Source organism: Actinosynnema sp. NPDC059335 (assembly GCF_042752395.1).
Classification (GTDB): Bacteria; Actinomycetota; Actinomycetes; order Mycobacteriales; family Pseudonocardiaceae; genus Actinosynnema.
Genome location: NZ_JBHYXZ010000146.1, coordinates 1 through 19,844, shown reverse-complemented (window position 1 = coordinate 19,844; position 19,844 = coordinate 1). Strand labels below are relative to the sequence as shown.

16 protein-coding genes are annotated in these 19,844 nt (G+C 74.6%); 9 read left to right on the top strand and 7 right to left on the bottom strand.

What is annotated here, in order from left to right:
• Nucleotides 1-115: 115 nt before the first annotated feature.
• The 7 genes from ACFXGA_RS32320 to ACFXGA_RS32290 form a co-directional block, all read right to left on the bottom strand.
• The gene (locus tag ACFXGA_RS32320; protein ID WP_378094526.1) at nucleotides 116-2,992 is read right to left on the bottom strand and encodes a glycoside hydrolase N-terminal domain-containing protein; all 2,877 of its coding nucleotides are present in this window, start codon (nucleotides 2,990-2,992) and stop codon (nucleotides 116-118) included.
• A 69-nt stretch (nucleotides 2,993-3,061) separates the two neighbouring features.
• On the bottom strand, nucleotides 3,062-3,874 hold the full coding sequence (locus tag ACFXGA_RS32315; RefSeq protein ID WP_378094524.1) for an NmrA family NAD(P)-binding protein: 813 nt from the start codon (nucleotides 3,872-3,874) through the stop codon (nucleotides 3,062-3,064).
• 226 nt (nucleotides 3,875-4,100) lie between these two features.
• Complete coding sequence (locus ACFXGA_RS32310) at nucleotides 4,101-5,123, bottom strand: ABC transporter permease (protein WP_378094522.1); 1,023 nt, start codon at nucleotides 5,121-5,123, stop codon at nucleotides 4,101-4,103.
• Nucleotides 5,116-6,624 (bottom strand): sugar ABC transporter ATP-binding protein, encoded by a 1,509-nt coding sequence (locus ACFXGA_RS32305; RefSeq protein ID WP_378094520.1) that lies wholly within the window; start codon nucleotides 6,622-6,624, stop codon nucleotides 5,116-5,118. The genes ACFXGA_RS32310 and ACFXGA_RS32305 overlap by 8 nt, the downstream gene beginning before the upstream one ends.
• A gap of 20 nt (nucleotides 6,625-6,644) precedes the next feature.
• Nucleotides 6,645-7,694 (bottom strand): sugar ABC transporter substrate-binding protein, encoded by a 1,050-nt coding sequence (locus tag ACFXGA_RS32300; RefSeq protein WP_378094518.1) that lies wholly within the window; start codon nucleotides 7,692-7,694, stop codon nucleotides 6,645-6,647.
• 35 nt (nucleotides 7,695-7,729) lie between these two features.
• Nucleotides 7,730-8,488, bottom strand: coding sequence for an SDR family NAD(P)-dependent oxidoreductase (locus ACFXGA_RS32295; RefSeq protein ID WP_378094516.1), 759 nt, complete (start codon nucleotides 8,486-8,488; stop codon nucleotides 7,730-7,732).
• 145 nt (nucleotides 8,489-8,633) lie between these two features.
• Entirely contained in the window at nucleotides 8,634-9,941 is a 1,308-nt protein-coding gene (locus ACFXGA_RS32290) for an enolase C-terminal domain-like protein (RefSeq protein ID WP_378094514.1), read from the bottom strand.
• Between the two features lie 287 nt (nucleotides 9,942-10,228).
• On the opposite strand from ACFXGA_RS32290, the gene ACFXGA_RS32285 reads away from it, so the two are divergent.
• From ACFXGA_RS32285 to ACFXGA_RS32245, 9 genes are all read left to right on the top strand, one after another.
• Complete coding sequence (locus ACFXGA_RS32285) at nucleotides 10,229-10,915, top strand: FadR/GntR family transcriptional regulator (RefSeq protein WP_378094512.1); 687 nt, start codon at nucleotides 10,229-10,231, stop codon at nucleotides 10,913-10,915.
• 34 nt (nucleotides 10,916-10,949) lie between these two features.
• Nucleotides 10,950-11,801 carry a fumarylacetoacetate hydrolase family protein gene (locus tag ACFXGA_RS32280; RefSeq protein ID WP_378094510.1) on the top strand — a complete coding sequence of 284 codons (852 nt, stop codon included), beginning with the start codon at nucleotides 10,950-10,952 and terminating at the stop codon, nucleotides 11,799-11,801.
• The gene (locus tag ACFXGA_RS32275) at nucleotides 11,801-12,775 is read left to right on the top strand and encodes an aldo/keto reductase (RefSeq protein ID WP_378094508.1); all 975 of its coding nucleotides are present in this window, start codon (nucleotides 11,801-11,803) and stop codon (nucleotides 12,773-12,775) included. The genes ACFXGA_RS32280 and ACFXGA_RS32275 overlap by 1 nt, the downstream gene beginning before the upstream one ends.
• Nucleotides 12,775-13,662 (top strand): amidohydrolase family protein, encoded by an 888-nt coding sequence (locus tag ACFXGA_RS32270; protein ID WP_378094530.1) that lies wholly within the window; start codon nucleotides 12,775-12,777, stop codon nucleotides 13,660-13,662. Before ACFXGA_RS32275 ends, ACFXGA_RS32270 begins: the two co-directional genes overlap by 1 nt.
• Nucleotides 13,659-14,939 carry a nickel-dependent lactate racemase gene (gene larA, locus ACFXGA_RS32265; protein WP_378094506.1) on the top strand — a complete coding sequence of 427 codons (1,281 nt, stop codon included), beginning with the start codon at nucleotides 13,659-13,661 and terminating at the stop codon, nucleotides 14,937-14,939. Before ACFXGA_RS32270 ends, larA begins: the two co-directional genes overlap by 4 nt.
• Entirely contained in the window at nucleotides 14,936-15,619 is a 684-nt protein-coding gene (larB, locus tag ACFXGA_RS32260; protein WP_378094504.1) for a nickel pincer cofactor biosynthesis protein LarB, read from the top strand. Before larA ends, larB begins: the two co-directional genes overlap by 4 nt.
• Complete coding sequence (larC, locus tag ACFXGA_RS32255; RefSeq protein ID WP_378094502.1) at nucleotides 15,616-16,776, top strand: nickel pincer cofactor biosynthesis protein LarC; 1,161 nt, start codon at nucleotides 15,616-15,618, stop codon at nucleotides 16,774-16,776. The genes larB and larC overlap by 4 nt, the downstream gene beginning before the upstream one ends.
• A gap of 1 nt (nucleotide 16,777) precedes the next feature.
• Nucleotides 16,778-17,596, top strand: a complete 819-nt coding sequence (larE, locus tag ACFXGA_RS32250; RefSeq protein ID WP_378094500.1) for an ATP-dependent sacrificial sulfur transferase LarE — start codon at nucleotides 16,778-16,780, stop codon at nucleotides 17,594-17,596.
• 386 nt (nucleotides 17,597-17,982) lie between these two features.
• Nucleotides 17,983-19,791, top strand: a complete 1,809-nt coding sequence (locus ACFXGA_RS32245; protein ID WP_378094498.1) for an RICIN domain-containing protein — start codon at nucleotides 17,983-17,985, stop codon at nucleotides 19,789-19,791.
• Nucleotides 19,792-19,844: the final 53 nt, after the last annotated feature.

The window sequence follows — 19,844 nt, the reverse complement described above, 5'->3', positions numbered from 1 at the left end:
GCGCCGCGCGCCGGGGGGGGGGTGATGTTTGATCTTTTCGTTGCACGCCCCCGCCAACAACACCGCGCGCTCAGGCCGGGGCCGGCGCCGGGGGCGCCCCCCCCCGGACCGGGAGTCACAGCGGGACCAGTTGCCAGTGCTGGTTGGCGCCCCCGTTGTCCGTCCACTGGACGACGCGCGCGCCGTCGCCCGTCGAGCCTCCCTCGACGTCGGCGCACAGTCCATTGCGGACGTTGCCGAGCCGGTGGTGGCCGCTGCCCGCGTCGACCAGCCGCCACCACTGGTTGTCGCTCGCCGTGTCCGCCCACTGGTCGAGCTGCGCCCCCTGCGCCGAGCCTCCCGGGCTGTTGAGCAGCCGCCCGCTGTTGCGGTTGACCAACCGGAACGAGCCGTCGTCGTTCGGCAGCAGCTGCCACTGCTGGTTCGCGCTGCCCGACCACGTCCACTGGATCACCTTGACCCCGTCGGCCGTGCCGCCGCCGTAGGCGTCGAGCACCTTCCCGCTGCGCCGGTTGACCACGCGGTAGTAGGTGGTGGCCGGCAGCCCCACGGTGAGGTCCACGCGCTGCCCGGCCGCCATCGACAGGACCCGCGCGTGCGAGCCCAGCGGTGACGCGGTCAGCCGCGCGGCGCCGGTGACCGAGGTGATCCCGCGCCGGCTGATGAGGGTGACGTCCTGCGGCACGGCGGACGTGGCCGAGAGCGTGACCGTCCGCGCGTTCAGGTCCCACGACAGGCTGTGGACGTGGATCCGACCGCGGGCCCGCACGCCGGTGATCGTGCCCGTCGGCAGCCGGGCGGGCAGGGCCGGGAGGAGTTCCAGCACGCCCGGCCGCGAGTACACCAGCGCCTCGGCCAGCACGGCCGGGATCGCGTGGGCGGCGTCGGCGTTGTAGATGTCCAGGTTCGGGTTGTGCGAGGTCATCAGCGACCGGAAGACCATGTTGTTGCCGAGGATCTTGCGCAGGTTGGCGTACACCTTCTCGCCGTCCTTCAGCCGGGCCGCGGCCAGGGCGCGGTGCAGGCTGCCGTGCGCGGAGGTGTTCTCGTCGCCGCGCAGCTCCAACGCGCGCAGCGCGGGGCGGACCAGGTCGGGCCGCTCCTCGGGGTTGATCTCGTGCAGCGGCCACGCGCCGTAAAGGTGGTGCACGTGGCGGTGGTTGTAGCGGTCGGACAGCGACGGCCACGACCACTCGGCGAGCGCGCCGTCGGCGTTGACCCGGTAGTCGGGCAGCTTGGCCAGCAGCGCAGTCCAGCGCTGCACGCCCTGGCCGGGCCCCTGCTCGACGCCGAGCGCGGTCGCGGCGGCCACGGCGGCGCGCAGCGCGTGCCGGCCCGCGGCGACGTCGCCGGTGGCGTTGACCGAGAAGGCGACGCCGGTGTTGCCGGGCGTGTTCTCCATCGAGAACGACGGCACGAACACGACCCTGCCGCTCGGGTCGGTGCGGGTGAGGAAGTCCTCGTAGAACAGCGCCAGCTCCAGGAGGGCGGGCCCGAGCCGGTCGCGCAGGAACGCCTGGTCGCCGGTCACCTCGTAGTGCTCCAGCAGCGGCTGCAGCAGCCAGTCCGCGCCGCCGGTCCACGTGTGGCCGGGGAAGTCGGCGCCGTTGAAGTGCAGCATGTGGCCGTACTCGCCGTCGGTGCGCGACGGCGCGAGGAAGCCGCGGGCGCCGTAGAGGTTGCGCGCGTTGGCGCGCCAGTGGGCGAGCTGGCCCAGCACGAGCGTGAAGTAGCCTTCCATGGCCTCCGGCAGGTCCAGCACGTTGCCGCCCGCCACCTGGAGGTTGACGTTGGCGTCGGTGGTGAAGTCGTCGGCCCACGCGGCGTTCCACGAACCCGCCCAGATGCCCGTCAGCCGGGGCGGCAGGACACCGCTCGAACTGAGGAACAGGTAGCGGCCCGAGTCGTAGAGCCGTTCCAGCAACGCGGTGTCCAGGACGTCGCGGCGGGCGTTCTGCCGCGCGATCAACGCGCTGGTCGGCAACGCCCGGTCGGCCTCGGACACCCCCAGGTCCAGCCGGGAGCGGTCGTACCACGTCGAGTGGACCGCGACGTGGCGCGACCGCAGCGCGTCGTAGTCGGGCCCGATCGACGCCAGCGCCGCGTGCAGCGGCTCGGCGTCCCACCCGCCCGGCGACTCGTACCGGTCCAGCTTGGTGAGCAGCAGCAGGCGGGTCGCCCCGGTCACGACGACCGTCGCGCCGGACACCGCGACCGAGCCGCCGGTGGCGACGACCCGGGTGACGCCCTCGTAGCCGAACGCGCCCTGCCCGGACGGGTAGGCGCCGCGCAGGTTCAGGTAGCCCGAGCCGCCGACGAGGGTCGCCCGCGTCGCGTACCCCACGGTGGCGGGCACGCCGGGCAGCGCGGTGTTGACCGACAGGGTGGCGTCGACGGTCCGGCCGGTCGCCGGCCGCAGTTCGTGGACGATGACCCGGTCCGGGCGCGACACGAACGCGCGGCGCGTCCACGTGCCGCTGCCGTCCGTCCAGCCGGACGCGACCTCCCCGGTGCGGAAGTCGGTGGTCCGGGTGTAGTCGTTCGCGGTGGTCATGCCGGGCGTGGAGATCCGCAGCTCGTACGCCGGGTGGTACGGCTGCGTCCAGCGCAGCGACCACCCGGCGGCGAAGTCCCGGTTCGCGCCCGCGTAGTCGCCGGCCAGCGCCTTGGTGCGGGCGGCCTCCAGCCGGCCCGACAGCACCGGAGGGGTGACGGACCGCGTCCCGTTGGGCAGGACGAACCGGTGGTGGTTGAGCACCACCGTCTCGGCGGTCGGCGCGCCGTAGACCACCGCGCCGTACTCGCCGTTGCCGGTGAGGAAGCCGTCCGTCCAGGACGCGGCGGGCGCGGTGTCGTGGATGCCGCGCGTCGGCAGGGGCAGCGGCGGCGCGGCGGCGTCGGCCCGCGCGGGCAGCAGGCCGGGCCACGCGGCGCCGCCGGCGGTCAGGGCGCTCGCGGCGAGGAACCGCCTGCGGTCGAGTGGACTGTCCACGATCGGGACTCCTTCGTTCGGTGTGCTGCGGGCAGGGGCGGGGCCGACCGGCCGGTGTGGCGCACGGCGTCAGCCCCGGAAGCGGTCGACGTGCTCGGCGACCCACTGCGCGAAGGTGCGGGCGGGGCGGCCGAGCACCCGCTCGACCGTGTCGTCCACCGTGACGGCCTCCGCGGGCGGGGAGGCGTGCCAGCCGATGACGTACTCGGCGTCCGGGCGGGGGACACCGGTGGCCGTCAGCCGGTCGACGGCCTGCTCGTGCGTGATCCGCTCGAACGCGATGTCGCGCCCCAGGGCCGCGGCGAGCACCGCGATCCGGTCGCGCGTGGTCAGGGCCTGCGGGCCGGTCAGGTTGTAGGCGCGGCCCGCGTGGCCGTCGTCCAGGAGCGCGGTCACGGCGACGGCGGCGATGTCGGCCTCGTGCACGAGCGCGCTGGGCAGGTCGTGGGGCTCGCGCACGACGCCGTCGGCCCGGATCGAGTCGGCCCAGGTCAGGGTGTTGGACATGAACTCCTGCGCCTCCAGGCGCGTCCACTCGACCCCGGAGTCCGCCACGGCCTGCTCGGTCGGACCGACGTACCCGCCCCACAGCACCGTCATCCGCCGCACGCCCGCGTCCACCGCGCGCTGGACCAGGTCCGCGCCGACCTCGGCCAAGCCCGAGGCCACGGTGATGTGCAGCGCGGTGACGCCGGTCAGGGCGTCGGCCAGCGCGTCGGGCTCGGTGTGCGTGCCCGACGCCAGTTCCACGCCGGCGGGCAGCTTCCGCCGGGCCGCCCCGGGGTCGCGGGTCAGCGCGCGGACCCGCTGCCCGCGCCGCACCAGTTCGCTCACCACGTGGCGGCCGGTGTTCCCGGTGGCGCCGGTTACCAGGATGGTCACGGTGGTTCTCCTCTCGTCGCCGACGACGCTAGGAACTCCAGCTGACTCGAGGTCCACCGGATGTGGCGGCGATCATGGTCCGACCCCCTGGGGGCGGGACTGCGCCTTGCCTTCGGCAGCCCGGGACGGTGCGCGGACCTCGCCCCCGGGCCACCCGCACCTGGTCCTGCGCCCTGCCCCGGGCCACCCGCACCTGGTCCTGCGCCCTGCCCCGGGCCACCCGCACCTAGTCCTGGGCCTTGCCCCCGGTCACCCGGGACAGCGCGAGGGCGATGAGGATGATCGCGCCGTTGAGCGCGCCGATCCACTGCGCGGGGACGCCGCCGAGCGTGAGCACGTTCTGGATCAGGAACAGCAGCAGGATGCCGGTGAACGCGCCGAACATCGACCCCTTGCCGCCGTTGAGGCTGATGCCGCCGATGACGGCCGCGGCGAACACGGTGAAGATGTAGCCGGTGCCCTGCGCGGACGCGACGGACGCCAGCCGCCCCGACAGCAGCAGCCCGCTGAGCGCGGCGAGCGCGCTCGCGCCGACGAGGACGATCCACAGCACCCGGTCGGTGCGGATGCCCGCCGCCTTGGCCGCGTCCACGTTGCCGCCGATCGCGTACAGGGACCGGCCGAACGTGGTGGAGCCGAGCACCACCATCCCGGCGGCGAACAGCGCCAGGCACACCCACACCGAGGCGGGGACGCCCAGCCACTGCGCCGTGCCGAGGTAGAGCATCGACTCCGGGAGCTGGAAGAACGTCTGGCCGCCGGAGATGCCGGTCAGGATGCCGCGCAGCACGATGAGCATGCCGAGCGTCACGATGAACCCGTTGAGCCCGAAGCGGATGATGAACAGGGCGTTGACCACGCCGATCAGCACGCCGACGGCCAGCGTCACGGGCACCGACCAGCCGCCGGGCAGCAGGCCGAGCCCGTGGCCCGCGCCGACCGGCACGGTCAGCCACGCCGCGACGCCGGGCGCGATGCCGACCGTGGACTCCAGGGACAGGTCCATCTTCTTGACGATCAGCACGAGGGTCTGGGCGAGCACCAGCAGCGCGATCTCGGACATCGTCTGGAGCACGTTGACCAGGTTGTCCACCTGGAGGAACACCGGGCTGACCAGGTGGCCGACCACCAGGATCACGATGATGGCCGGGATCAGCGCGAAGTCGCGCAGCCGGGCGAAGGCGACGCGCCCGCCCCCGGCGCTCCGGCGGGCGGTGTCCGGCGCGGCCGCCGTCGTCGTCTCAGGCATCGAGGTCCATCCCCTCCATCGCGGCGACCAGGTCGTGGTCGTGCCAGCCGGCGGCCACCTCGGCGACGACCCGGCCGCGGAACACCACCAGGACGCGGTCGCACATGCGCAGGTCGTCCAGCTCGTCCGAGGCCACCACCACGCCGGCGCCGCCCTCGGCGACCTCCTCGACCTTGTCCAGCAGGAACTCCTTGGACCGCACGTCCACGCCGGCGGTCGGGTTGATCAGCACCAGCACCTTCGGGTCGCCCGCCAGGGCGTGCGCCAGGACGACCTTCTGCTGGTTGCCGCCGGACAGCCCGGACACCGGCAGCTCCGGCCCCGGCGTCTTGATCGCCAGCCGGTCGATCATCGTGCGGGCGATGGCGTCGCGGCGGCGACCGTCCAGGAAACCGGCCCGGCCGAGCCGTTCCGGGATGGTCAGGGTCGCGTTGTCCGCGACCGACATCTGCGGCACGAGCCCCTGGTGGTGGCGGTCCTGCGGCACGAACCCCGCGCCCGCCCGGAGCGCGGCCGGCACGCTGCCCGGTCGCGGCCGCACGCCCGCGATCGACACGGTGCCGGTGTCGGCGCGGCGCAGCCCCACCACGGTCTCGGCGATCTCGATCCGGCCGCTGCCCGCCGCGCCCGCCAGGCCGACCACCTCGCCCGGCCGGACCCGGAACGACACGTCGCGGTAGCGGCCGGCCAGCGAGATCCCGTCCACCTCCAGCGCGTCCGCCCCGCTCGGCGTCACGGGGGCGCGGCGGGCGCCGCGCGCCGCGACGGCCGCCTCACCGGTCATCGCGGCCACCAGGTCGGCCCGCGGCAGGTCCGCCACCGGGGCGGTCAGGACGTGCCGGGCGTCGCGGAACACCGTGACGGTGTCGCAGATCTCGTAGACCTCCTGGAGGTGGTGGCTGATGAACAGGAACGTCACGCCCTGCCGCTGGAGTTCGCCGATCCGGGTGAACAACCGGGCGATGGCCGCGCCGTCGAGCTGCGCGGTCGGCTCGTCGAGCACGATGAACCGCGCGCCGAACGACAACGCCCGGGCGATCTCCACGAACTGCCGCCGCTCGACGTCCAGCTCGCGGGCGGGCGTGCGCACGTCCACGTCCACCGACCACGTCTCCAGCAGGTCGCGCGCCTTGGCGTGCAGCGCCTTCCACCTGATGAGCCCGGTCGGGCCGCGGTCGTAGCGGTTGAGGAACAGGTTCTCCGCCACGGTCAGGTCGGGGATGATCGTGGACTTCTGGTAGACGCACGCCACCCGCCGGCGCCACGCGTCGCGGTCGGCGAGCCGGGGCGCGGGCTCGCCGCCGAACGCGACCGTGCCCGCGTCCGGCGCCTGGAGCCCGGTGAGGATGGACACCAGGGTCGACTTGCCCGCCCCGTTGCGCCCGACCAGGGCGTGGGTCTGCCCGGCCTCGACCCTGATGCCGGCCGAGTCGAGCGCGACCGTGGAGCCGAACCGCTTGGTGATGCCCGCCGCCTCGGCGACGGGTGCGGTGGTGGTCATCTCGCGTGCCGCCTTCCGGGTCAGCCGGTCTTCGCGCCCCACAGCGACCGGTCGTCGTGCCTGACGCTCGGCACGCCGTCGTAGGTGCCGCCGTCGGCCGTCACCAGCGGCGCGGAGAGCTGGTCCTCCAGCACGCCCTCGCGCACCTGGATGATCGTGCTGTCGTGGTCGGTCGGGCCGGGGCCGAACGTCCTGCCGTCGATCGCGGCCTTGAGGTACTCGACGGCGTACTTCGCGTACAGGTCGGCCGGCTGCGAGACGGTGGCGTCGATCCGGCCCTCGGCGATGTTCTTCAGCTCCTCGGGGATGCCGTCGTTGGACACGACGAACACGTGCCGGGGGTCGTCCGGCGGCACGAGCAGGTCCTTCTGCTTGAACACCTGCAACGTGCCCGCGAGCGCGAAGCTCGACTGCATGTAGACGCCCCTGATGTCCGGGTGGGCGGTGAGGTCGGTCTGGAGCTTCTGCGCGGCGACCGCGCCGTCCCAGTTGGTGGCCTCGCCGAAGACCGTGATGCCGGGGTAGTTCGCCTTCATGCACTCGTTGAACGCCTCGGTGCGGTCGCGGCCGTTGATCGAGGCCAGGTCGCCCTGGAGCATCACGACCTTGCCCTGGCCGCCGAGCTTGGCGCCGAGGAACCGGCACGCCTTCTCGCCGTAGGCCCGGTTGTCCGCCCGCACCACCATGAACACGTTGCCGGTGTCCGGACGGGTGTCCACGGTGACGACGGGGATCTTCTTCGCCTCCAGTTGCGCGAGGGTCGGCGCGATGGCGGCGGTGTCCTGGGGCGCCAACGCGACGCCCTTGACGCCCTGGCTGATGAACGCCTGGGCGTTCGCGGTCAGCTTGGCCACGTCGTTCTGCGAGTTGGTGGTCTTCAGCTCCAGCCCGGCGTCGGCCGCCGCGCCGGGCGTGTACTCGATGAACGAGTTCCAGAAGTCGGTGTCCGAACGGGGGTAGTCGACCCCGATCACCGGTGCGCCGCCCGCGCCCTGCCCGGGGCCGCCGCACGCGCCGAGCAGGGCGGTGAGGGCGACGAGGCAGGCGCCGGCGAGGGTGCTGGTCTTCACGGCGGTCCTCCTAGCGGTCTTCGACCGGTGGCGGGTCAGGTTCGGGGGCGCAGGCGCAGACCGCTCATGCCGCCGTCGACGGCGAGCGCGGTGCCCGTGGTGGCGCCGGCGAGCGGGCTCGCCAGGTGGGCGATCGCGGCGGCGACCTCGTCCGCGGTCACGAGCCGGCCCATCGGCTGCCGGGCGTCGAGCGCCGCGCGTTCGGCCTCCGGGTCGGCCGCGCGGGCCAGCAGGCGGCCGATCCACGGCGTGTCGGCGGTGCCGGGGTTCACGCAGTTGACCCGGATGCCCTCGCGCACGAGGTCGGCCGCGGTGGCCAGGGTGAACGACAGCACCGCGCCCTTGGTGGACGAGTACAGCGCCCGGTCGGGCAGGCCGGCGGTCGCCGCGATGGAGCAGGTGTTGACGATCGCCGCGCTCCTCGACCGGCGCAGGTGCGGCAGGGCGGCGCGGGTGGTGCGCACCATGCCGAACACGTTGACGTCGAACACCCGCAGCCACTCGTCGTCCGGGTTGTCCTCGACCGTGCCCTGCGCGCCGATGCCCGCGTTGTTGACCAGGACGTCGATCCCGCCGAACCGGCGCACGACCTCCTCGACGGCGGCCCGCACGGAGTCGTCGTCGGTCACGTCGGCGCGGAGGCCGACCAGGGGCTCCGGCACGCCCTCGGGGGCGAGGTCGAGGCAGGCGACCCGCGCGCCGCGCGCGGCGAGCAGCCGTGCGGTCGCCAGGCCGATGCCGGACGCGCCGCCGGTCACCACGGCGGTCAGCCCTGCGAACTCGGCGGTGCTCATGCGGTGGCCTTTCCGTGCCGGGCGGGGTGGCGGTGGTCGGGTGTCCGGTTCGGTTCGGTCGACCCGTCGGATGCCGCGGTGGTCCCCTCGTGCGGGGACGTCGTGGTCGCGTGTCGGGCGGTGGTCGGGTGGGGTGCCGCGGTGGTCATGCGGTGGCCTCCCCCTGCCACACCGGGCCGTCGGGGTAGCGGTGGTCGCGCATCGACTCCGGGCGCAGTTCGGCGCTCAGCCCCGGCGCGGTCGGCGCGAGGTAGCGGCCGCCGCGGACCCGCACCGGGTCGGTGAAGTGCTCGTGCAGGTGGTCGACGTACTCGATGACGCGGTCCTCGGTGGTGCCGCTGACCGCCACGTAGTCGAACATCGCCAGGTGCTGCACCATCTCGCACAGCCCGACGCCGCCCGCGTGCGGGCACACCGGCACGCCGAACTTGGCCGCGAGCAGCAGGATCGCCACGTTCTCCGTGACGCCCGCGGTGCGGCTGGCGTCCAGTTGCAGGACGTCGATGGCCTCGGCCTGGAGCAACTGCTTGAACATCACCTGGTTGTGGGTGTGCTCGCCGGTCGCCACCTTCACCGTGCCCAGGGCGCGGCGGATCGCGGCGTGGCCGAGGATGTCGTCCGGCGACGTGGGCTCCTCGATCCAGTACGGGTCGTAGGGCAGCAGCGCGGACATCCACTCGATCGCCTGCGGCACGCCCCACGCCTGGTTGGCGTCCACCGCGATGCGGACGTCCGGTCCGACGGCCTCGCGGGCCAGGCGCAGGCGGCGCACGTCGGCCGCGCGGTCCGCGCCCACCTTGAGCTTGATCTGGGTGAACCCGTCGGCGACCGCCTCGGTGGACAGCCGCACCAGCTTCTCGTCGTCGTAGCCGAGCCAGCCCGGCGTCGTGGTGTAGGCGGGGTAGCCCTCGCGCAGCAGCCGGGCCGTGCGCTCGGCCCGGCCGGGCTCGGCGCGGCGCAGGATGTCCAGCGCCTCGTCGCGGGTCAGGGCGTCGCGCAGGTAGCGGAAGTCGACCAGGTCGACCAGCCGCTCCGGGGACAGCTCGGACAGCAGCCGCCACACCGGCTTGCCCTCGCGCCTGCCGTACAGGTCCCACACGGCGTTGACGATCCCGGCGGCGGCCATGTGGATGACGCCCTTCTCGGGGCCGAGCCAGCGCAGTTGGCTGTCCCCGGTCAACCGCCGGGAGAACGCGCCGAGGTCGCCCAGCACCTCGTCCACCGGCAGCCCGGTGACCAGCGGCGCGAGCGCCCGCACGGCGGCGACCTCCACATCGTTGCCGCGCCCCACGGTGAACGCCAGGCCGTGGCCCGCCGCGCCGTCGCTCGTGCGGATCGTGACGTAGGCGGCGGAGTAGTCCGGCTCCGGGTTCATCGCGTCGGAACCGTCGAGGTGGCGCGACGTCGGGAAGCGCACGTCCACCGCCTCCACCGCAGTGATCAGCTCGGTCATCGGGCCCCGCGCCCCCGGCCCGGGACGGCCCGTCTGGGCGTCATGGCGGTCACCCCTCCTCGTGTCGACGGCTGTTCCGGTGCGGATCAGCCGGGCAAGAGATGGGATGGATTTATAGGGCGCGGCCCCTCCCGTGTCCACGGACGAATCCCGGCTCACCACGAAAACCGCTGGTGGCCGGCGAAGGCGTGTCCGGAAGTCGCCAACCTGCCCGACGGACCCTTGGCCGGAGATGGGATGTCTTGTAGCCTGCCGTGGCCCGCACCACAGGACCACGGGAGCCACCGGTGTCGCTGACCGACAAGGCCATCGGCCGCATCCGGGACCTGATCCAGTCGGGCGAGCTGCCACCGGGGTCGAAGCTCCCGCCCGAGCAGCAGCTCGCGGCCGAGCTGGGGTTGTCCCGGAACCTGATGCGCGAGGCGGTCAAGGCGCTGGTCGTCGCCCGGGTGCTGGAGATCCGCCGCGGTGACGGCACCTACGTGACGAGCCTGGAGCCGGAGCTGCTGCTCAGCGGCGTCGCGTCGGCCGTGGAGCTGCTGCGCGGCGACACGCTGCTGGAGCTGACGGAGGTCCGCCGGCTGTTCGAGCCGGTGGCCACGGGGCTCGCCGCGACCCGCGCCGCGCCCGCGGACCTGGAGGAGGTGCGGCGCCACCTCGACGCCATGCGGACCAGCCGCGACGACGTGGAGCTGTTCAACCGGCACGACGCCGCGTTCCACCGGGCGGTGGTGGCGGCCACCGGGAACGCCACGCTGACGACGTTGCTGGAGGGCATCTCCGGTCGCACCGCGCACGCCCGCGTCTGGCGCGGGCTGGTCGACGACGGCGTGGCCGACCGCACCCTCGACGAGCACGAGGCGATCTACCGCGCCCTGGCCGACGGCGACGCGCCGCTGGCCCAGGCGGCGGCGCTCACCCACATCAGCACCACCGAGCGGTGGTTGCGGGAGCACCTGGAGCGGGACGGCTAGACCGGCCGCCGACACCGAGAGGAACCCCGACCCGATGAGACTGCTGCGCGTGGGCGAGCCGGGCGCCGAGCGGCCCGCCGTGCTGGACGCCGACGACACCGCCTACGACCTGAGCGGGCTGACCGCCGACATCGACGGCGCGTTCCTGTCGACCGGGGGCGTGGCGCGGGTCCGCGCGGCCCTCGCCGACGGCTCGCTGCCCCGGCTCGACCTCGCCAGGCAGCGGATCGGCTCCCCGGTCGCCCGGCCCGGCAAGGTCGTCTGCATCGGGCTCAACTACGCCGACCACGCCGCCGAGACCGCGACCCCACCGCCCGCCGAACCGGTCGTGTTCCTCAAGGCCACCAACACCGTCGTGGGCCCGAACGACACCGTGCTCATCCCGCGCACGAGCGTGAAGACCGACTACGAGATCGAACTGGCGGTGGTCATCGGCGCGACCGCGCGCTACCTGGACTCCGCGGCGCGGGCGGACGACGTCATCGCGGGCTACGCCATCGCCGACGACGTCACCGAACGCGCCTTCCAGCACGAGCGCGGCGGCCAGTGGGACAAGGGCAAGTCGTGCGAGACGTTCAACCCGCTCGGCCCCTGGCTGGTCACCGCCGACGAGGTCGCCGACCCGCAGGCGCTGGGGATGCGGCTGAGCGTCAACGGCGAGCCGCGCCAGCAGGGCAGCACCGCGGACATGATCTTCGGCGTGCGCGAGGTCGTCCGGTACCTCAGCCACTTCATGGTGCTCGAACCCGGCGACGTGATCAACACCGGCACCCCGGCCGGGGTCGCCTTCGGCGCGAACGACTTCCCCTACCTGCGCGCCGGCGACGTGGTCGAGGCCGAGATCGACGGCCTCGGCCGCCAGCGCCACGTTCTCGGGCAGGCGTGATGGTCCCCGCGCCGCTCGACCGGCGGGCCGCCCTCGGCCGTTCCGGGGTGGCGGTCGGCGGGCTCGGCCTGGGCACCGCCCCGCTGGCCGGCCTGTTCTCGGCGGTGGACCCGGACCAGGCCGCCGCCGCGCTGCAGGCCGCGTGGGACGTCGGCATCCGCTACTTCGACACCGCCCCGCACTACGGCGCGGGCCTGGCCGAACGGCGGCTCGGCGCGTTCCTCGCCGGTCGCCCGCGTGCGGAGTTCGTCGTGTCGACCAAGGTCGGGCGGCTGCTCGTGCCGGGGGAGCCGGACGGCGACGAGGGCTTCCGCGGCGAACCGGACCTGCGGCGGGTGCGCGACTACTCCGCCGACGGGGTCTACCGCTCGCTCGCCGAGAGCCTGGAGCGCACCGGCCTGGACGCGTTCGACGTCGTGCTCGTCCACGACCCGGACGACCACTGGGACGAGGCGGTCGGCGGCGCGTTCCCGGCGCTGGCCCGGCTGCGCGCCGAGGGCGCGGTGCGGGCGATCGGCGCGGGCATGAACCAGGTCGGGATGCTCGCCCGGTTCGTCCGCGAGACCGACCTGGACTGCGTGCTCGTGGCCGGCCGGTACTCGCTGCTCGACCGGTCCGCGGCCGACGACCTGCTCCCGCTGTGCGCCGAACGCGGGGTGGGCGTGCTGGTCGGCGGTGTCTTCAACAGCGGCGTGCTCGCCGACCCGGCTCCCGGCGCGACCTACGACTACGCGCCGGCCCCGGAGCACGTCCGGCGGCGCGCGCTCGACCTCGCCGCGCGCTGCGCCGACCACGGCGTCCCGCTCGCCGCCGCGGCCCTCCAGTTCCCGCTGCGGCACCCCGCCGTGAGCGGGGTCGTCGTCGGCGCGCGCAGCGCCCACGAGGTCCACGCCAACGCCGGGCACGCGGCCCTCCACATCCCCGAGGCGCTGTGGGCCGACCTCGACGAGCCAACCCGGGAGGAAGCACCGTGATCCGGATCGACGCGCACCACCACCTGTGGCGGGTGCTCCCCGGCGACGCCGCCGGACCGGGACCCGCGCCGCGCGCCCACGACTGGCTGGACGACCCGGGCCTGACCCCGATCCGGCGCGACTTCACCCTGGACGACTTCGCGCCGGCGGTCGCGGCGGCCGAGATCGACCGCACGGTGCTCGTCCAGGTCCTGCCGGACGTCGAGGAGACCGCCGACTTCCTCGCGCTCGCCGGCCGGGACCCCGACGGCCCGGTGGCGGGTGTCGTGGGCTGGGTGGACCTGACCGACGGCCGCACGGCCGACACGCTCGCCGCGCTGCGGGCGGGCCCCGGGGGAGAGCGGCTGGTCGGCGTCCGGCACCTGGTGCAGGGCGAGGCGGACCCGCGGTGGCTGACCCGGCCGGACGTGCGCCGGGGCCTGCGGGACGTGGGGGAGGCCGGTCTCGCCTACGACCTGCTGACCCGGCCCCACCAGCTGCCGGCGGCCATCGAGACCGTGCGCGCGCTGCCCGGCATGACGTTCGTGCTCGACCACGTGTCCAAACCGGACATCGCGGCCGGCGGCCTGGAGCCGTGGGCGTCGCTGGTCCGCGGGCTCGCCGCCGAGCCGAACGTGTTCTGCAAGCTGTCCGGCATGGTCACCGAGGCCGACCACGCGGCGTGGACGGTGGCCGACCTGCGCCCGTACGCCGACGTGGTGCTCGACGCGTTCGGCCCGGCGCGGGTGATGTTCGGCTCGGACTGGCCGGTCTGCCTGCTCGCCGCGTCCTACGAGGAGGTCGTGGCCGCGGCCGAGGCGGTGACCGCGGGCCTGACCGAGGCCGAGCGCGACGACGTGTTCGGCGCGACGGCGGTCCGCGCCTACCGGCTGCGGGAGTCGACGTGAGGGTGCGCCTGGCGTACGGCGAGACCGGGCTGGACGTCGAGGTGGACGGGCGCGTGGCGACCGTGGTCGAACCGGTGCACCACGAGGCGGCCCCCGACCAGCAGGCGGTCCTGCGCGAGGCGCTGCGGTCGCCCGTGGCCGGACCGCCGTTGCGGGAGCGGGTGCGCCGCGGGCAGACGGTGGCGATCTCGGCGTGCGACGGCACCCGGCCGCAGCCGCGCCACCTGATGATCCCGGCCGTCCTGGCGGAGCTGGACGGGATCGTGGACCTCGACGACGTGGTCGTGCTGGTCGCCACCGGCACCCACCGCGGCAACGACGAGGCGGAGCTGCGCCGGATGTTCGGCGACGAGGTCGTGGACTCGGTGCGGATCGTCAACCACGACGCCCGCGACCGCGGGAGCCTGGCCTGGGTCGGGACGCACGGCGCGGGCGTGCCGGTGTGGCTGAACCGGCAGTGGGTCGAGGCCGACGTGCGCATCACCACGGGGTTCGTGGAGCCGCACTTCTTCGCGGGCTTCTCCGGCGGCCCGAAGATGGTCGCGCCCGGCCTCGCCGCCCTGGAGACGGTGCTCGTGCTGCACGACGCGGCCCGCATCGGCGACCCGCGCGCCACCTGGGGCGTCACGCACGGCAACCCCGTCCACGACGACGTGCGCGCGATCGCCGAGGCCACCGGGGTGACGTTCGCGCTCGACGTGGTGCTCAACCGGGACCAGGACATCGTCGCCGCGTTCGGCGGCGACCTGCTGCCCATGCACGCCGCCGCCACGGCGTTGGCGAAGCGGACCGCGATGCGCCCGGTCGACGCGCCGTTCGACGTCGTGGTGACGACCAACTCCGGCTACCCGCTGGACCAGAACCTGTACCAGGCGGTGAAGGGCATGTCCGCCGCGTTCCAGGTGGTCCGGCCGGGCGGGACCATCGTGTGCGCCGCCGAGTGCCGCGACGGCTTCCCCGACCACGGCTCGTACCGGGAGGTGCTGGCCTCGGCCCCCTCGCCGCAAGCCCTGTTCGAGGCGATCAGCGCCCGCGCCGAGACCGTGCCCGACCAGTGGCAGGTGCAGATCCAGGCGCGGATCCAGTCCGGCAGCCGGGTCGTGATGCGCACCTCGCACCTCAGCGACGCCGATCTCGCCACCGCCCACCTGGAGCAGACGCGGGACATCTCGGACACGGTCGCGCGGGCGTTGGCCGCCGCGGGCCCGGACGCGCGGGTCTGCCTGCTGCCCGAAGGCCCCCAGACCATCCCGTACCTGCGGGGAGGGCGGTCGTGAGCGGCGTGCTCGACCTCGGGTTCGCCCGGCTCGACCTGGGGCGGGAGGAGCGGCAGGGGTTGCCCGAGGTGGTCTACGGGCCGGGCAAGACCGCGGCGCAGGTCCGCGGGATCGTCACCGGGCTGCTCGACCACAACACCGGGCCGGTGCTCGTCACCCGCGTCGCCCCGGACGTCGCCGACGCCGTGCTGTCCGCCGTGGACGGTGGCGGGTTCGACGCCGAGGCCCGGCTGCTGGTGTGGCGACCGGCCCCGGCCGGGGACTTCCGGGTCACCGTGGCCGCCGCGGGGACCTCGGACCGCCCGGTCGCCGCGGAGGCCGTGGCGGTGGCCGGCGCGATCGGGCTCGACGTGACCGCCGTGCACGACGTCGGGGTCGCGGGACTCGACCGGATCCTCCAGGTCCGCGACCACCTGGCCGCCGCCGACGCGGTGGTCGTCGTGGCCGGCATGGAGGGCGCGCTGGCCAGCGTCGTGGGCGGCCTGGTCCGGGTGCCGGTCATCGCGGTGCCGGTGTCCACCGGGTACGGCGCGTCGCTGGAGGGCGTCACGGCCCTGCTGGCGATGCACGCCTCCTGCGCGGCCGGGGTGACGGTCGTGAACATCGACTCCGGGTTCTCCGCGGCGATGGCCGCCCACCGCCTCGCGCAGAGCGTGCGCGCCCGCGGGGGTGGCGCGTGATCTGCGCGGTCACGCCGTTCACCGGCGTCGCGGGCGACATGCTGCTGGCCGCGTTGATCGACGCCGGCGCGCCGCTGGACCGGGTCCGGGCCGCGGTGGCCGCCACCGGGCTGACCGGGTGGGACCTCACCGCGCACCGCGTGGTGGAGCACGGCCTGCGCGCCACCCGCGTCCGCGTCGAGGTCCACGACACCGCCACCGAGCGTCGCGCCGCCGAGGTGCTGGAACTCGTGGCGAGGGCCGAACCCGCACCGGTCGCCGCCCTCGCCGTCGCCGCCGTGACCGCGATCGCCGAGGTCGAAGGGCACCTGCACGGCGTCGAGCCGAGCGCCGTGCACCTGCACGAACTCGGCGGCCACGACACCGTCGTGGACATCGTCGGCACGGCCGCCGCCGTGCACGCCCTCGGCGTCACCGAGGTGGTCAGCGGACCGCTGCCGCTCGGGCGCGGTCGGGTGAAGGCGGCCCACGGCGTGCTGCCGTGCCCCGCGCCCGCGACGCTCGCCCTGCTGACCGGCGCGGCGGTCGCCGGGACCGACCTGCCGGGCGAGACCGTGACGCCGACCGGCGCGGCGCTGCTGCGCGCCCTGGGCACGCGCTACGAGCCCGTGCCGCCCATGACCGTGCGCGCCACCGGCTACGGGGCCGGGACCCGTCGCCTGGCGGACCGGCCCAACGTCACCGCCGTGACGCTCGGCGACCCCCTCACCGCCCGCGTGCGGGAACACGTCGTGGTGCTGGAGACCAACCTGGACGACGTCACCGGCGAAACGCTCGGCCACACCATCGCGCGCGTCCTGGAGCACGGCGCGCTCGACGCGTGGACGACGCCCGCCGTGATGAAGAAGGGCCGGCCCGCGCACGTGCTGCACGTCCTGGCGCGCCCGGCCGACGCGGACCGCCTCGGCGAGGTGGTGCTGGCCGAGACGGGCAGCCTCGGCCTCCGCCGCGCCGACGTGACCCGCACGGCCCTGCCGCGCGCCTTCGAGACGGTGCACGTGGACGGGCACCCGGTGCGCGTCAAGCACGGGCCGCACGGCGCCAAGCCCGAGCACGACGACGTGGTGGACGTGGCGACGCGGCTCGGCCTACCCCTGGCGGCCGTGCGGGACCGGGCGTTGCGCGCCGCCACCGGACCATCTCCTACCGGAGGATGACATGGGCGAACACCCGCTCGTCGGCCGGATGCGGCACATCGGGCCCGTGGCCGTGGCGTACTCGGGCGGCGCCGACTCGGCCCTGGTGCTGGCGGCGGCCGTGCGCGCGGTCGGGCCGGCCCGGGTCCTCGCGGTGACGGCCGTGTCCGAGAGCCTGGCCACCGGCGAGCTGGCCCGTGCCGCCCGGCTGGCGGACGACCTCGGCGTCACCCACCTGACGCCGCGCACCCGGGAGCTGGCCAGCCCCGGCTACCGGGCCAACGGCGCGGACCGCTGCTACTTCTGCAAGTCCGAGGTGCTGGGCACGATCACCGCGCTGGCCCGCGAGCACGGCTACGGGCACGTGGCCACGGGCACGAACGCCGACGACGCCGCGGACCCGTTCCGGCCGGGCATCAGGGCCGGTGCGGAACGCGGCGTGCACACGCCGCTGCGCGACGCCGGGCTGGGCAAGGACGACGTCCGGCGGCTCAGCCGCGAGTGGGCGCTGCCGACCTGGGACAAGCCCGCGACGCCGTGCCTGGCGAGCCGCATCCGGTACGGCCTCGAGGTGACGCCCCACCGCCTGGCCCGCGTGGACCGGGCGGAGGTGGCGGTGCGCGCCCTGCTCGCCGCGGCCGGGATCGCCTCGCCGGACCTGCGCGTCCGCGACCTCGGCGACACCGTGCGCCTGGAGGTGGACCCGGCCGTGGTGGACGGGGTCGCGGCGCTGCCGGGGCTGCGGGAGGCGTTGTCCGGCGCGGGGTTCGCCGACGTGCCGCACGAGGTCGACCCGTTCCGCTCCGGGCGGCTGAACACCGAGCCGCCCTCCCGTCCCTGATTTCGTCCCGCACCGCCGTTCCCGACCCGAGCGCGCCGTCCCGCTGCTCCGTCCCGGCCGTCCCGCACCGCCGTTCCCGACCCGAGCGCGCCGTCCCGCCGCTCCGTCCCGGCCGTCCCGCACCGCCGTTCCCGACCCGAGCGCGCCCTCCCGCCGCTCCGTCCCTGCCGGTCCGGCCGCCGCCGTGCTCGTCGCCCCCGTGCCGTCGAAGCCGTCGTGGTTCGGGCTGTGTCGATGCTGTAGCGAATCGGTTCGACGGAGTTTCCATTGCCATGGCGGGCGGTGGGCGCGTACCGTCACCCCACGATCGAACCGGTTCGAGTGGTGATCCGCCGCCCGACCACCTCCAGGACGAGCCGGTCCCCACCCCCTCCCCAGGAGTCAGCGTGGACCCCACCCGAACGAGACGACGCGGCCTCGGCGCACTGCTCGCCGCCGTGTCCGTCATCGCGCTCGCCGCGCCGGCGCAGGCCGCCGACGAAGCGATCACCGTCAACTTCGCCACCGCCACCGGTGCCCCCACCTACCGGGCGTCGGGCTGGATCTACGGCATGACCGAGGACGCCTCCGGCCCTGCCGACCACTTCTTCCGCGACGTCAAGTTCCGGTACCTGCGCGCGGGCGGCGCGCAGCTCGACTCGCCGGGCGGCTGGGTCTCGGGCCGGTACGACCGCCGGTGGAACGCCACCCGCGCCCAACTGCTGCGCACCCGCGCGCTGGGCGGCGAGTTCGTGCTGCTCGTGCACGACCTGTGGGGCGCGGACGGCTACCCGATCTCCCGGTTTCCCGGCGACAACGGCAACTGGACCGACTACGACAACTTCCTCACCCGGCTGATCGACGACGTGCGGGCGACCGGCGCGCCCGTGCAGTGGGACCTGTGGAACGAGCCCAACATCACGCTGTTCTGGAACCGCCCGCAGTCCCAGTACTTCGAGCTGTGGCGACGCACCTACCAGCGCGTCCGCGCGGCGTTCCCTGGCCACCTGGTGGTCGGCCCGAGCTGCGCGTGCGTGCCGTCCACGGGCGGTTGGTGGACGCAGTACCTCGACTTCGTGCGGGCGAACAACGTGGTGCCCGACATCGTGAGCTGGCACTCGCTGCCCGGCGACCCGGTGGCGAACGTGGCCACGGCCAACACCACCCTGGACTCACGCGGCATCGCGCACCCGCGCCCGTACCAGATCAACGAGTACGGCGCGTCGAACGAGCAGAACCCCGGCGACGGCTCCTGGTACATCGCCCGCCTGGAACGCGCGGGCGCGGACGGCCTGCGCGCCAACTGGGCGGGTGGCGGCAACCTGCACAACGACCTGGGCAACCTGCTCACCCGCAACTCCGCCGGGCAGCACCTGCCCAAGGGCGAGTGGTGGGTCTACCGCTTCTACGGCTCCCAGACCGGCCAGGTCGTGTCCGTCACGCCGAGCCAGAGCTACGACGCGTTCGCGACCAAGACCACCGGGTCGGCGAAGGTCCTCGTCGGCGGCGGGGGCACGACCGGCAACGTCGCGGTCGCGATCCGGGGCCTGGACGCCACCAGCGGCATCGTGCAGAACAACCAGGTCCGGGTGCGCGTGCAGCGGATCCCCCACAACAACGGCGGTGCGGTCCAGGGGCCGATCACGGTCCAGAACTCGGTCGTGACCCTGTCCGGCAACGCGACCACCGTCACCGTGCCGCACTCGAACATCGACGAGACGTCCACGATCACGCTCCTGCCGCCGGGCGACACCGGCTTCGAGACGGTGGCCGTCGCCCAGCACTCGCAGCAGTGCCTGGACAACACGGGCCTGAGCGGCGCGGACGGCAACCGGCAGCAGCAGTTCCACTGCGAGGGCGGCGACCAGCAGCTGTGGGACTTCCGGCCGGTGGCGGGCGTCGCCGACACCTTCACCGCGGTCAACCGGCAGTCGGGCAAGTGCCTCGACGTGGCCGGCGCCTCGACCGCCGACGGCGCGGCGATCGTCCAGCAGACCTGCGCGGTGGGGGCGACGAGCCAGCAGTTCACCCTCCGCCGGGTCACCTACGCCGGCAACGACGTGCACGACCACCAGCTGGTGGCGCGGCACAGCGGCAAGTGCGTCGACGTCAACGGCGTCTCCACCGCCGCCCGCGCGCAGCTCGTCCAGTGGTCGTGCAAGCCGGTCGGGCAGAGCAGCGAGCTGAACCAGACCTGGCGGCTCTGGGGCCGGTGAGCCCCCGGTCCCGGGGCCCCGGGGGGGCGGCGCGGGGCGCGGCCGCCCCCGCG

Coding starts and splice junctions, on each gene's coding strand:
- ACFXGA_RS32275 (WP_378094508.1), top strand. CDS start 11,801: ATGGTCCCCGCGCCGCTCGACCGGCGGGCCGCCCTCGGCCGTTCCGGG.
- larE (WP_378094500.1), top strand. CDS start 16,778: ATGGGCGAACACCCGCTCGTCGGCCGGATGCGGCACATCGGGCCCGTG.
- ACFXGA_RS32310 (WP_378094522.1), bottom strand. CDS start 5,123: ATGCCTGAGACGACGACGGCGGCCGCGCCGGACACCGCCCGCCGGAGC.
- ACFXGA_RS32295 (WP_378094516.1), bottom strand. CDS start 8,488: ATGAGCACCGCCGAGTTCGCAGGGCTGACCGCCGTGGTGACCGGCGGC.
- ACFXGA_RS32280 (WP_378094510.1), top strand. CDS start 10,950: ATGAGACTGCTGCGCGTGGGCGAGCCGGGCGCCGAGCGGCCCGCCGTG.
- ACFXGA_RS32305 (WP_378094520.1), bottom strand. CDS start 6,624: ATGACCACCACCGCACCCGTCGCCGAGGCGGCGGGCATCACCAAGCGG.
- ACFXGA_RS32290 (WP_378094514.1), bottom strand. CDS start 9,941: ATGACCGAGCTGATCACTGCGGTGGAGGCGGTGGACGTGCGCTTCCCG.